The sequence below is a fragment of the Sphingopyxis sp. GW821-FHT10B01 genome, assembly GCF_059415685.1.
Genome location: NZ_JBWKNS010000005.1, coordinates 295,132 through 308,415, shown reverse-complemented (window position 1 = coordinate 308,415; position 13,284 = coordinate 295,132). Strand labels below are relative to the sequence as shown.

Annotated in this window: 8 protein-coding genes; 2 read left to right on the top strand and 6 right to left on the bottom strand. The window is 61.4% G+C overall.

What is annotated here, in order from left to right; translation table 11 throughout:
- Positions 1–7 precede the first annotated feature (7 nt).
- Complete coding sequence (gene dgcN, locus AC07NV_RS16865; protein WP_495167538.1) at positions 8–1,018, bottom strand: N-acetyltransferase DgcN; 1,011 nt, start codon at positions 1,016–1,018, stop codon at positions 8–10.
- A 202-nt stretch (positions 1,019–1,220) separates the two neighbouring features.
- On the opposite strand from dgcN, the gene AC07NV_RS16860 reads away from it, so the two are divergent.
- Entirely contained in the window at positions 1,221–2,684 is a 1,464-nt protein-coding gene (locus AC07NV_RS16860; protein WP_495167537.1) for an amino acid permease, read from the top strand.
- Here the strand turns inward: AC07NV_RS16860 and AC07NV_RS16855 are convergent, their stop codons facing one another.
- From AC07NV_RS16855 to AC07NV_RS16845, 3 genes are all read right to left on the bottom strand, one after another.
- Positions 2,685–3,563, bottom strand: coding sequence for a MurR/RpiR family transcriptional regulator (locus AC07NV_RS16855; RefSeq protein WP_495167536.1), 879 nt, complete (start codon positions 3,561–3,563; stop codon positions 2,685–2,687).
- A 390-nt stretch (positions 3,564–3,953) separates the two neighbouring features.
- On the bottom strand, positions 3,954–5,900 hold the full coding sequence (locus AC07NV_RS16850; RefSeq protein WP_495167535.1) for an N-acyl-D-amino-acid deacylase family protein: 1,947 nt from the start codon (positions 5,898–5,900) through the stop codon (positions 3,954–3,956).
- Between the two features lie 88 nt (positions 5,901–5,988).
- Complete coding sequence (locus AC07NV_RS16845) at positions 5,989–8,745, bottom strand: TonB-dependent receptor domain-containing protein (RefSeq protein WP_495167534.1); 2,757 nt, start codon at positions 8,743–8,745, stop codon at positions 5,989–5,991.
- A gap of 460 nt (positions 8,746–9,205) precedes the next feature.
- On the opposite strand from AC07NV_RS16845, the gene AC07NV_RS16840 reads away from it, so the two are divergent.
- Entirely contained in the window at positions 9,206–9,847 is a 642-nt protein-coding gene (locus tag AC07NV_RS16840; RefSeq protein WP_495167656.1) for a helix-turn-helix domain-containing protein, read from the top strand.
- Between the two features lie 232 nt (positions 9,848–10,079).
- On the opposite strand, the gene AC07NV_RS16835 is transcribed toward AC07NV_RS16840, so the two are convergent.
- Together AC07NV_RS16835 and AC07NV_RS16830 are read right to left on the bottom strand one after the other, a co-directional pair.
- Positions 10,080–10,952, bottom strand: a complete 873-nt coding sequence (locus AC07NV_RS16835) for an alpha/beta fold hydrolase (protein WP_495167533.1) — start codon at positions 10,950–10,952, stop codon at positions 10,080–10,082.
- A gap of 2 nt (positions 10,953–10,954) precedes the next feature.
- Entirely contained in the window at positions 10,955–13,261 is a 2,307-nt protein-coding gene (locus tag AC07NV_RS16830) for a TonB-dependent receptor (protein ID WP_495167532.1), read from the bottom strand.
- Positions 13,262–13,284: the final 23 nt, after the last annotated feature.

Sequence of the window (13,284 nt, the reverse complement as noted above, 5' to 3'; positions counted from 1 at the left end):
GTAACAATCAATCGAAAGTTTGTGCGATATGCGCGACGAGTACGCCCGCACCCGTCGCAACCGGGTCGAAACAGGGAAGCCCGAAACGGTCCGAAACGGTTTGTAGATAAGCGGGGCGCTGATCCGCCGGCAGCAACGACGTGTTGATGCTGATGCCCGCGCAATGGGCGCTGGAATTGGTAAGCCGCGCCATGCGCAGACTGGCATCGATGCATTCGGCCAGATCGGGGAGAAGAAAGTCGGGATAACCGTCGATGTGCGTCCGGCCGGCGGCATGACAGAGGATGATCGCGTCGGGCTGCGAGCCGTGCAGCAGGCCAAGCGTTACACCCGCGTAGGCTGGGTGAAACAAGGAGCCCTGCCCCTCGATCACGTCCCAATGATCGGGATCATTGTCGGGAGAAAGCGTTTCCGCCGCACCTGCGATGAAGTCGGCGACGATGGCGTCGATCGGAATACCTTCCCCCGCGATCAATATGCCCGTCTGTCCGGTTGCACGGAAGGTCGCTTTCATGCCGGCAGCCGCCATATCGCGGGCGATCGCCAGCGCAGAATATTTCTTGCCGACTGCACAATCGGTGCCGACCATCAACAGGCGCCGGCCGGCTCGCTTTCGACCTGATCCGACCGGGTAGTTCGTCCCGGGCACGCGGACGTCGAACAGCGATGCGCCCGAAGCCTGTGCAGCCAAGGCGATCTCGGGCACACTTCCAAGCCGCGTGTGCATGCCGCTGGCTACGTTGAGCCCGGCTTCGAGCGCCCCGACGATCGGTGCAACCCATTCGGGCGCAATAGCGCCGCCAAAGGGCGTCACCCCGATGACCAGCGTTTGCGCCCCGGCCGCGCGGGCCTGCGCGAAGTCCATATCGTCCAGACCCAGGTCTATCCCGCACAAGGGTAACCGCCACTGCCCGACGCATCGCTCGCGCGCCCAATCGACCAGTCCGCACGCGGTCTTGGCGTCCAGTCGATCGACCGCGTCGCCCAGGAACAACAGATATTTTCCAGGGATGATCATCCGGTTTCTTCTTTCTTCCAGCAAATCGGCAACGCGCCGAGATGTCCCGGCCGAGGCTTGATAGTTATAATTATTACTATAGAAGTCAATTGAGATAAAAATAACATTTTGCCCCATGGGCCTGGGAGACGCGCTTGAAAATGTTACCGCTCCAATCCGCACGGACGTCGCTGTTCGCCCGTCTTCATTGGCAGACGCGCGCATGACGCCGTTCGTGCGCAAGACGATCGCCCAACTACAGGGTGATGACGGTCGCAACGACAAAGGGCTGTCGCGCAATATCGGGATGTTCGCGCTGGTCTGCTTTGGCGTAGGCAGCACGGTCGGCGCGGGCATTTTTGTGCTTACAGGGACCGTGGCGGCACAGCATTCGGGTCCGGCGGTGGCGCTGTCCTTCCTGATCGCCAGCCTCGTCTGCCTGCTTGCCGGGCTCTGCTATGCCGAACTCGCCGCCATGATGCCGGTGGCGGGCAGCGCCTATTCCTACAGTCACGCGTCGATGGGCGAAGGTGCGGCGTGGATCGTCGGCTGGTGCCTCATACTCGAATATCTCTTTGCGGGCGCACTCGTCGCGATTGGCTGGTCGGCCTATCTCCAGTCGATACTGCACGATCTTGGCATCAGCTTTCCCGCGCTCTTCGCGCAGGCCCCCTTCGCACTTTCGTCCGGCCGCACGCTGGTGGCGACGGGAGCGATCATCGACCTGCCCGCGGTGCTGCTCACGCTTTTCTGTACCGCGCTGCTTTTGCGCGGCACCGAGTTTTCCGCGCGGGTGAACAACTTCATCGTCGTCGCCAAGATCGGCGCGATGCTGCTGGTCGTCGCAACCGGATTTGCATTTGTCGATACCGACAACTGGACGCCTTTCATCCCCGCCAACACGGGCACCTTCGGCCACTTTGGCTGGTCGGGCGTGATGCAGGGCGCAGCCGTCCTGTTCTTCGCCTATGTCGGCTTCGACGCGGTTTCGACACTGGCGCAGGAAGTCCGCAACCCGCAGCGCACGGTGCCGCGCGCGTTGCTTGCGTCGGTGGCTGTGACGACATTGCTGTATGTGGTCGTAGGGCTCGTGATCACCGGGCTTGCCAGCTATCGGCTGCTGAATGTCGCCGATCCCGTTTATGTCGCGCTCAACAGCGCCGGGCCGAGGTTAGCCTGGACCAAATTGATCGTCGGATTCGTAGCGATCGCGGGGCTGATATCGGTGTTGCTCGTCACGCTGCTCGGTCAGGTACGCATCTTCTACGCGATGGGACGCGACGGCTTGCTGCCCCCGGCGTTCACCCGCGTAGGCGCCGCCTCGCACATACCCCATATCGGCACGCTGGTGACGGGCGCCGTCGCCTCGATCGCCGCCGGGCTGTTGCCGCTGAGCCTGCTTGGCGAGCTTATCTCCATGGGTACGCTGTTTGCGTTTGTGATGGTCGCAGCGAGCGTGATCATCCTGCGGCGGCGCGAGCCGCAGGTTCCGCGTCCCTTTCGCGTGCCGCTCTATCCGTGGACACCATTGCTGAGCATAGCTGCCTGCCTGTACCTCATGTGGAGCCTTCCGCAGGATACCTGGATTCGGCTGTTGCTCTGGCTCGCGATCGGCGTGGCCGTCTATATACTTTATGGGCTACGTCGCCGAAACACGTCGGAGAAGCGCGCTTCCACCCGTCTGTGATCAGCCTGGCTTGCGTCTGACCGGGCTGCCGACATGCCCGGTATGGCTTTGATAGAGTTCCGACAGGCGCTCAAGGCGCTTCTCGACCTTTGTGCCCAGCATTCCGATCACATCGTTGACGAGAAGATTGACCGCACACCCCACCGACACCTGCGAGCTCCAGAACAGTTCGACCTCAGTAGGTACAACAATGACATTGTCCGTGAATTTACGGATCCAGTCGCAGAATTTATCGGTGATCATCACCACCCGGATACCCTCGCGGCTGGCCCGCCCGGCCAATTCATAAGCCTGTTCCGAATAGCGTCGCATATCGACCAGGACGAGCAATTGATCCTCCGGGTCAACCGCAAATATCTCATGATAATTGCCCGCCGAACCGTCGACAATGCTGACGCCCTCGCGCGCATATTGCAACAGATGCGCGAGCGTCGTGGCAATACCCCGCTCGGTTTGGAAACCCGCGACATGGACATGGCGACTATGTGCCAGCAGCGCCACAATCTGCTTCCAGCCATCGGTCTCCGCCATCGCATAGACCTCGATGATACCGGCCAACTCCAACTCCAGACTGCGCTTGGTACGGTTGCTCTCGCCACGCGCGCCAACGAATTGGGTTACCTGATCACCAACTAGCCAGGGCACGCCCGACATCGTCATGCGCAGCCCGGCCTTCAGATCCTTGAAGTGGCGATAGCCCATCTTGCGCGAGAAACGGCCGACGGTGATCGCGCTCACCTGCAGCTTGTCGGCGATCGAATTGGCGGTCTCGAACGCGATCCCGCCGCGATTGGTCAGGATGAAATTGGCGATCGTCCGTTCCGTTGGCGTGAAGCTTTCAAGGCTGTCCTCAAGCCGCTGTAACAGATCCCGCGACATGTCAGCTTCACCTTGCACGATTTCCCCGCTCCTCGCCAACCACATGCTGTTCCTAGAATAATAGGCGGGCCGATGCCAGAACGGTCATTTTCGTAACATCTCGGCGATTTCCACGGTCGCCGAAAATCGTTGGCCCGATTCGCAACCGATCGACCGAGAATCGAGCGAGGTCCGCTTTCGGGCGACGTCAGAAACCCGGGAACATCGACAGCCAGGCGCAAAGCGGACTGCATGGTAAAATCTTAGAGAGGGTTCAAATCCGCGAACCACACCATTCCGGCTATCCGCTGCCGATCCATCCGCAATGGCCACAATTGGGCGCAAGCAGCCTGCCCCAAAGCGAAGGCGCGGAAACCTGCGATGGGTCTGCCTTGCAAGGGATGAGCGAAATCAATCGGCCTCTACGATTCCTTCCCCCGGTCCCGCCAACGGGGGGCCGCCGCCAAGCGTGACAGAAACCAGGAGTTCCTGCCCGTCGCCATCCGCATCATCAAGCGTCAGGGTCGCGGCCTTCCGGTTACCTGCCCGATCCTTCAAAGTCGCGGTCAGACTGGCCCAGCCCTTGGCGGTTTGAAGCACACCAAGCCGATCAGCGGCCCACACGGTGCCAGACGGTGCATCGGTCAGGGTCACCGAGCCAGTGGCATAGCGCGCACCGGCGCGCTGTTCGGCGTTGATGGTTACGACAAGCCCGGGCAAGCGGGCGTTCGCGTTGAAGCTGCGCGTCATTGTGGTCATGGTCATCCGCCGACTGGGCATATGCGTGCCGCGAAGCAGGACGGCGCCGGCCTTCACATTGGTCGCCCTGCCGTCGGCAAGGGCGGCAACACCGTTCACAATGACATGCCGTATCCCGTCGGATTTCAGCGTTGGAGCGTCGAATGTGGCGTGATCGCCAACCGTCCCTGCATCGAACACCGTCAGATCCGCGCGCATCCCGGGTGCGATGCGCCCGCGGTCGACCATCCCGATAACCGCGGCGGGGAGAGCCGTCATCTTGCGCACGGCATCCTCCAGCGTGATCGCTCCCGTATCGCGGGCATAGTGGCCAAGCACCTTTGGAAAGCTGCCATAATAACGCGGATGTCCACGATTCTCGATCGTCGCGCCGCAATCGCAGGCAACCGCCGTATCGGGATATTTCAAGAATGCGACGACGTCGGATTCGGTGCCGAACGTCATGTTCGCATAGATCATCGGTTCGCGCTCGAGCGTCCGCAGCACGGCCTCGCCAGCGCGGATGTTCTCGGCGGCCATGATGTCGGTCAGCCGCTTGCCCAATGATGGCAGCGCAATCCCCTCGGCACCCCCGAGGCGCGTCGCCATCGCATATTCCGCCGCCTCGACCAGTTGCGGACGGATCTTGGGATCCTTGAAACGCGCCAGCATCGCATCGCTGCCGCCGTCCGCCGCCCAGCCGGGAACCAGGAAGGCCTGCAGCGCGGTCTGGCCGGCGAGATAGGGATAGATGTCGATGGCCGTCCAGACGCCGCGCGCACTGGCGGCGGCGACCATCTCCAGCACCTTTGGCGCCTGCCCGCGCTCCCTGCCGGCGCTTTTGATGTGTGTGATGACGGGGGTGAGACCCGCTTGTTCCCCAATCGCGATCGTCTCCTCCATGCCCTTGAAGGAACTGAGATTGTCTTCGGGCCGTAGCCTGTCGTGATTGGGAAAATTGGTTCGCCATGGCGCGGCGGCGGACAGGATTGCAACCACTTCTTCCGGCTTGGCATAATAGGCCGGGCGATAGTCGAGGCCAGATGCAACGCCCCAGGCGCCTGCGGCGAGATTCTTTTCGAGGACCCCGCGCATCCCGGCAATTTGCGCTTCGGTGGGTCGCAGGTCGCGATCGCCCATGGCGTCGGACCATATGGCGTTGAAACCGATATAGGCGCCGATATTCTCGGCAAGACCATTGGCGGCATAGCTGGCCAGCTCGGTTGCGATGTCGACGGTGCCGCTGCCGTCGGCGTTGATGATCTCGGTCGTGACGCCCTGGGTGAGCATATTTACCGCCGTCGACACCGCTTCGGGCTCGGCGTGACTGTGGATGTTGATGAAACCCGGCGCAACGACCAGTCCGGTGGCGTCAATACTCCGTGCCGCCCTGCCAGACCCCACATCCCCGACAGCAACGATGTGCCCGTCTGCTATCGCGACATCGCCGCGATATCCCGCAAGCCCGCTGCCGTCGACGATGGTGCCGTTTCTGATGACGATGTCATAGGCCGAGGCATCACCAGGGGCTGCCGCCGCCGGAGTAATGGCGAGAGCAGCCGATGACCACAATAACGCCGTGATGATCCGATGCCCGCGTGAAATGTCCTGCTTGCTCATTGATTACGCTCCACACCGTTCACCACACTGAAATATTGGGCCGGAGATCGGGGCGTGGCGTATCATCCATCGCCACGCCCCGGTGCCCTTAGAACTTCGCCCGGACCCCGACATAGAATTTGCGACCGACAACATCGTAATGCGCCGCGTTGGTGGCAGTGTTCGAGATGAAGTTGAGCGGCGCGACGGGAGGATCCCTGTCGAGCACATTGTCCATGCCCGCATAGACTTGCGCCTCGCTCCCGATCAGTGCGTCGAGATCGTATTTCACCGAAAGATCCAGATAGGCGACGGCGCCGATATGATTGTCCTTCGCCGATAGCTGTTCCGGACCAAAAGTCGCGTCATAGACGCCGCTGCCGATATAGCGCAGCTGGCCAAAGAACCCCCAAGGACCGACATCATAGTTGGCGCTGAAGGTCGCCTTGAAATCGGGCGAGCCGAATCCTGTGGACGTCGGCCCCACTTCGCCCGCGACATCGATCGGCGCGCCGCCCGTAGGAGCGATCTTCTTGTCGATCAGATAGCTTGCGACAAAGCCCAGTGAAAGTTTGCCGCTTCCCACCGGCAGCGCATAGCGTGCATCGAAGTCGAGGCCCTGCACGCGGAAGCTGCCAAGGTTGAGATTCTGGTTCTTGACCGAGAGGATCGTTTTATTGGATCCGAAGCTGATGAGCGAACATAGATCCTGTTCGCCCTTGAAGCAGCGGTCGGCGATGTCCTGCGCGCCCAGCGCGCCGATCGCATCCTTCAGGTTGATGTCATACCAGTCGAGCGATGCCTTGAAGCGCCCTGTCGTCAGGACGACACCGGCCGTTTTGGTCAGCGCCCGCTCCTCGGTCAGGTTAGCGTTCCCGGACAGCGGGACCTGGACGAAATCGATATTGCCGTTGAACGGGTTCGCGACATTCTCGAACAGCAGGACCGATTCAACGAAGGTTTCGCCGATGCTCGGCGCACGAATATCGCGCGAGATCGTGCCACGAAAACGAAGTTCCTCGATCGGTGCAAAGACCAGTCCGGCCTTCCACGTGACCACCCGGCCAACCGTGCTGTAATCGGTTAGGCGCACCGCACCGTTGAAGTCGAGTTTCTGCGCACCCGCGAAGATCGGCACCGCGATCTCCGCATAGCCTTCGGTCACGTCATATTTGCCGCGGAGCGGCTGCGCATTGACGATGAGGAATTCCTCATTGTCGTTGGGTGCATTGACCTTGCGGTCGAGCGATTCCTTGCGATGCTCAATGCCGAAGGATGTCTGGATCGGCCCCGCCCAGCCCTGAAAGAGCTCACCGCTCAGATTGGCCGACATGATGGTCTGCCTGATCTTCGTATCCGACGTGCCCGTGCCCGTGACATAAGCGATCGCCGCCGCGCTCGGAGAGCCTTTGCCGAAGAGATTGATCGGAGCGCAACCGGGCGCTCCGTTGGCGCCGCCAAGATTGGCGCGGCATATGATCTGGTTGGTCGAAGGGTCGCGAACGGCATCGGCGGCCAGCGCCAGCCTCGCGGGCAGAAGATTAAAGGGCTGGTCGTTCGAAAAGTCGGTGCGGCCGTGCTGGAGCGAAGCGTCCCACGACCAGGAGGATCCGAGCGATCCCCGGACCCCGCCAACGAAGCGCATCGTTTCGTTGACCGAAACCGATGTGATCGAAGGGAATTCCTCGAAAGTCCTGAACAATGCAAATGGTTGGTTCAGTGCCGCGATGCTAGCGGGCAGGAAAGGATTGTCCGGCCGGATGACCGCGCCGCCGAAACTGAACGCATCGACCAACGCCCCGCGTGACTTCGATCGCGCAAAGCTCGCCTCGCCGAACAGCGTGATGCCGCCCGCAATTTCGTAACGCGCGGCGCCCAGGATGCTGAATCGCTCGGTGGGGATCAACAGCGCGACGCGATCGGCAAGGCGCGCACCGCTGCCCCCGACCATGTGGCTGCCGCCGATATTGTCGCCCAGTTCGCGCGGCCGCACCGTGCCATCGGGAAAGAATTCGAGATTGCTCGTCGGGCCGGCTCCGGGCAGCGTCACCCCGTTCGGGGAACCGAGAAACAGCACCGCATTGTCGCGGATCACATATTGCGGAATCCCGTCCGTGTCGTTGACGTCGGCCGGATTGCTGAGCAATGCCGGGCTCCTGCGCTGCCATTTGCGCGCGCGCCCTTCGGGAATACCCTTGTTGCGATCATAATCAGCCGCCAGCAGCACATGACCCCGGCCACCGCCGAACTTGCTTCCAAAAACACCCGATAGCCTGAGGTTTTCCGCATCGCCCCGCCCCGACTGACCATATTGCGCGTTGAACTTCACCCCTTCGATCTTGTCGTTAAAGACGAGATTGACGACACCCGAAATGGCGTCGGAGCCCCATGCGGCGGAGGCACCCCCGGTAACCACCTCAACGCGGTCGATCGCCAGCGACGGCACCGCGTTGAGGTCGATGTTCTCGAATTCGTCGAAAGGTGTGCCGCGTCGCCCGTTGATGAGAACAAGGTTGCGGTTGGTCCCCAGCCCCCGCAGATCGATCGCGTTGACGCCATTCTGGCGGCTGTTGAGGTTGGACGAGCTCGGCGTGATCGTACCGGTGACGGCCGGGAGTTCGTTGATGATGTTCGCGATATTCGTCGAGCCGCGCTGATCAATCAGATCTGCACCGATAGCGAGCACGGGCGTCGGAGCCTCGAAATTGGCATCCTTGATGCGTGTTGCCGTGACGGTGATTTCGGCATCTGCCGCATCGTCGGCGCTCGCCGTGCTTGTCTCAACCTGCGCCATCGCGGGTGTTGTCAAGGCAAGCAGTGCTGCACCCGACAACAAAACGATACTCTGACGAATAACCATCACCATTCTCCCAAATTACATATTTGTTTTTATTTTCAAAAGCTTGTTACTTGCTCGCTTCCTGAGTCCTAGACGGTCTTGGGCGGTCGGGCCTTCATGTCCGAAGGCCTTCAGTCCGCGACGCGCCCGCTCCTTCCACAGCGACAGGCAGCCGTTGCCGCAGGCTAGACCAGCGCCGGGAGGTGCCGGCTCTGGCTGGCGCGCGGGCCTATGGCGTTATGTTCGAAGTCTGTGGTTGCGCCGGCCGGGCGCGTTCAGTTGCCCGATGCGCGAACCAAAGCGCGCCGGCATGTCTCTCTCCCCTGATCTTTGCGCTTGATGCGCTTTTGTATGAGTCGCGTCGTTTTAGGCTATTATTGTCCCAATTGTAACATTAAATATCCTGATCAGGATCATTTTTTCTGAAATGATCGAATTGCGAAAAGGCTTGCGGCTGGTGGAGATCGATCCGACAATGGGGCGAGACATGAAATCGGACGAACCCACGCTCGGCGCGCTCCTGCGCGGACTACGCAAGCGCAAGGGCTGGACGGTCAAGGAGATGAGCGACAGAAGCGGCATTCCGTTTTCTACGCTCTCCAAGGTCGAGACCGGCCGCCTCACTCTGGGCTATGACAAGCTCCAGCAGTTGAGCCGATGCCTTGAAATCCGCATGTCCGAGCTTTTCGCCGAGGGCGCGCAGGGCAGTGAGGCATCGTCCTCGCTTACCGCCCGCCGCAGCCTCGGCCGTATCGACCGCGCGATCCGCGTGAATACCGGCAAGTACGACTATCGCTATCTCTGCACCGAATTGCGTCGGAAGCGCATGATCCCGATCGTCATTCATGTACGCGCCAAAACGCTGGAGGAATTCGACAACCTTGTGCGCCATCAAGGCGAAGAGTTCACCTATGTGCTCCGCGGTCGTATAGTCGTGCACACAGAACATTTTGATCCCGTTCTCCTGGAAGAAGGACAGTCGATCTATCTCGATTCCAGCATGGGTCACGCCTACACCGCCGCCGAAGGTTGTGGCGAAGCCGTCGTCCTCGGCGTCTGCTCCAGCGCCGACGAAGATTTGCTGGGTTCATTGCTCAGCCATCACGACGAGGGTGCCATATCCAGATGAGGCCGACATGCGCCCGGCCTCCATACCCCGATTTTCGTCGAGAAAATGGTCGAGACGGACGGCGTGCACTTTCCAGATGAGTGGCTGATATTTGAGGGGCGGCCCAAAAGCCGCCAGCCAGTCCCATCGAGGCCACAAATTCGCCAAGGCCATCAACCGGCAGTTCGCGGCGCGAGAGATCCGCGCGACGACGCGGCTAAGCCGCTGCCCCGAATGGAGCAGAAGAAAGACTTCAGGGCATCGCTTCCAGAAACTCAAAAATGGCGTGCTTCGCAGCGTCTTCGGACAGCAGCGGCGCATGCCCCACTCCCGCCACCTCGGCATAGGCCATATGCGGTGCGGCGCGGCGCATTTTGGCGGCAATAGTCTGCGACAGCAGGTCCGAAAGCTCGCCCCGGATCAACAGCGTCGGCCGCGACCGCGCGAGCCTGAGGAACAAGAGCCATGCCAGCAACGACCGGCGCGGCAGCGGCTTCGCCATGATAGGAACCGCGATCGCCGGATCATAATCGAATACGGGCTGCCCCTGCCCGTTCACAACGCAGGCGCGCTCGGTGAGGGTCCGCCAGTTCGCCTCCGAAAGATCGGGAAAGGCGACGGCGCTGGTGCGCTTGAAATGGGCGACCGCATCATCCCATGTCTCGATCGTCACCGGCTGCCCGGCATAGCCCGCGATGCGCGCGATCCCCGCCGGGTCGATCTCCGGCCCGACATCGTTGAGGATCGCGCTGGCGATCGCGCCGCGTCGGCGAGCCGCCAGCATCATCGTGATCAACCCGCCCATCGAAGTCCCGATGAAATGCGCGCGCGATATGCCCAGCGCATCAAGCATCGCCAGCATGTCGCACGCATAGACCGGCAATTGATAGCGCATCGGATTGACGCAGCGCCCCGATCGCCCGCGTCCGCGGACGTCGACGGCAAGCACGCGCCGCCCCGTGGCCGCGAGCAACGGAGCCAGATCCTCAAAATCGCGCGAATTGCGGGTGAGGCCGTGGATGCAGATCACCGGCAACCGCGCTGCCCCGGCGGCGGCGGGGTAATCGCGGGCAAAGAGCGGCACCCCGTCGGGCGCGGACCAGTGCCGCTCCTTGAAGTCCGCCACCGTCAGAACCGGTATTCGGCCGAGAATCTTGCGGTACGCGGTGGCCCGTAAAAGCCGATCACCGACTGGGCGAACTGATTGGACGGGAAATTATATCCGCCGGTGCGGTAGCCTACGTCGAACAGGTTGCGGCCATGCACGCCCAGCCGCCAATGCTCGTCCGGCGATGTCCATGTCACGCTCAGGTCGACGAGCGCATAGCCATCCTGATCGATCGAGGGGATCGGAATTTCGAAGAGATGCGTGTCGCTGCGGAACGAGATGGAAGGCGACACCGACATCCTCCCGCCCATGAAGTCCGCCTGCCAGTTGAGCGAGGCGCTGCCCGTGAACTTGGGCGTATTCTGAAAGCGCCGCAGGTCCGCGACGTCGACATTCTTGCCAGTGGCAAGGTCGAAGACGATGAACTCGTTGAACTTCGCATTGATGTAACCGAAACTGAAGTTCGCACTGAAATCGCGGCTGAGCACCGCCTTGGCCTCCAACTCGGCACCCCAGATCCGCGAACTGCCGACATTGTCGACAAAGCTGACCACGCCCGGCGGCGGTGTGACCTTGGCCACCTGTGTCGTCACCTGCTGCCCCGCATAATCGGTATAGAAGACCGCCGCGTTGAGGCGGAATTGGCCGTCGAGGAAATCGCCCTTGAAACCGAGTTCGTAGGAATCGACGATCTCGGCATCATAGCCATCCTTGGTCGCGGGTGTCGCGATGGCATCGCCGCGCATGTCGAACCCGCCCGATTTGAAACCGCGACCATAGGCAGCATAAATGTTCACGTCATCGCTGGCGGCATAGGTCAGGCTGACCCGCGGGGTGAACTCTTCGAAGGTGCGGCTGTTGGTATAATCGGTCAGGATCTGCGGCGTGTTAAAGGGCGGCGGCAGAACGGGGACATAGGGTTTCAGCAGCGGGCTTCCCAGCGTGCCGAGATAATTGGCCTTGAAGACTGTCCCGACCTTTTTGTCACGCGTCCAGCGCGCGCCGAGCGAGAGCTTGAGCCGCTCGGTCAGGTCATAATTCATATCGCCGAAAATCGCGAAGCTTTCGGTATCGACCGAACCGCTGGTGAGTTGGGTCAGCGCCGTCGCGGCACTCGGCCGCGGCACGAGCAGCGCTTCGGGAACGAGCCCGCGGCCTAGGATGGTGTCGAACGCGCCCGAGGCCTTCGCGTCGAGATAATAGACGCCAACCACGCCTTGCAGCCTGTCGGTTTCAATCTGCGCCTGAAACTCCTGGCTGAACTGACGGTCCTTATAGACCTTCCCCTTCGACGCGATGTCGAGAAAGGGTTGCGGCGTCCCGTCGAAATCAATCCCCGCCCCGCTGGAATAACCGTCGCGATAGGCGGTAATGGACTTGAGCGTGACCGCATCGGATACGCTCCACTCACCGGTCAACGACAGCCCCTGTGTCACGACCTTATTCTCGTCGCCGACCCCGGCGAGCGTGTCATATTTGCCCGGCAGAACCGGTGTATTACTGTTGGGTTCGCGCAATTCGCGATGGCCGTGGTTGGCGTTCGAGCGATCCTCGGTGCGGTCCGCCGCCAGCCGGATGAACAGATCGTCGGATGGCGCGATTTCGACCGACAGGCGGCCGGCGATTACATCCTTATTATTGGTCTCGGCCCCGGTGAAATAATTCTTGCCGTAGCCGTCGCGATTATACCACGCGAAGGCCGCACCGACCGAGATCGCGTCGGAAACGGGCAGCGCGACCGAACCGGTCAGATTATATTCGTTATAGCTGCCCACTTCGCCGCGAACCTTGCCGCTGAAGTCATGGCCGAGCCGCTTGGTCACATATTTGACCGCGCCGCCGATCGTGTTGCGGCCATAGAGCGTGCCTTGCGGGCCGCGCAGCACTTCGATCCGTTCGATATCGAAAATGTCGAGAACCGCACCTTGCGGCCGCGCAATATAGATGTCGTCGACATAGAGGCCGACACCGGGCTCGAAACCCCACAAAGGATCCTGCTGACCGATGCCGCGAATGAAGGCCGTCAGCGTCGAGTTGGTGCCGCGCGAGACCTGGAGCGTCAGATTGGGGGTCGAGCGCTGGAGCGCGGTGATGTCCGGCGCGCCCTTCTGGTCGAGCGCATCGGCGGTGAAGGCGGTGACCGAAATCGGAACATCCTGCAGGCTTTCCTCGCGGCGCCGTGCGGTGACGATGATCTCTTCGACCTGCGCCGAACTCGCGCCGTCGGGCAGTACATCCTGGGCGGCGGCGGTGCTCGCGCCGGTCATCGCGCCCAGCGTCGACCCTGCAAGCAGCATGCATTTCAGCGCCCGGCGATATTCGGTCATCAAATTGTCCCTCCCATGCGAAT

What these genes read in the sequence shown, in the direction of transcription:
- dgcN (WP_495167538.1), bottom strand. Translation starts at nt 1,018, where the DNA reads ATGATCATCCCTGGAAAATATCTGTTGTTCCTGGGCGACGCGGTCGAT.
- AC07NV_RS16860 (WP_495167537.1), top strand. Translation starts at nt 1,221, where the DNA reads ATGACGCCGTTCGTGCGCAAGACGATCGCCCAACTACAGGGTGATGAC.
- AC07NV_RS16855 (WP_495167536.1), bottom strand. Translation starts at nt 3,563, where the DNA reads ATGTCGCGGGATCTGTTACAGCGGCTTGAGGACAGCCTTGAAAGCTTC.
- AC07NV_RS16850 (WP_495167535.1), bottom strand. Translation starts at nt 5,900, where the DNA reads ATGAGCAAGCAGGACATTTCACGCGGGCATCGGATCATCACGGCGTTA.
- AC07NV_RS16845 (WP_495167534.1), bottom strand. Translation starts at nt 8,745, where the DNA reads ATGGTGATGGTTATTCGTCAGAGTATCGTTTTGTTGTCGGGTGCAGCA.
- AC07NV_RS16840 (WP_495167656.1), top strand. Translation starts at nt 9,206, where the DNA reads ATGAAATCGGACGAACCCACGCTCGGCGCGCTCCTGCGCGGACTACGC.
- AC07NV_RS16830 (WP_495167532.1), bottom strand. Translation starts at nt 13,261, where the DNA reads ATGACCGAATATCGCCGGGCGCTGAAATGCATGCTGCTTGCAGGGTCG.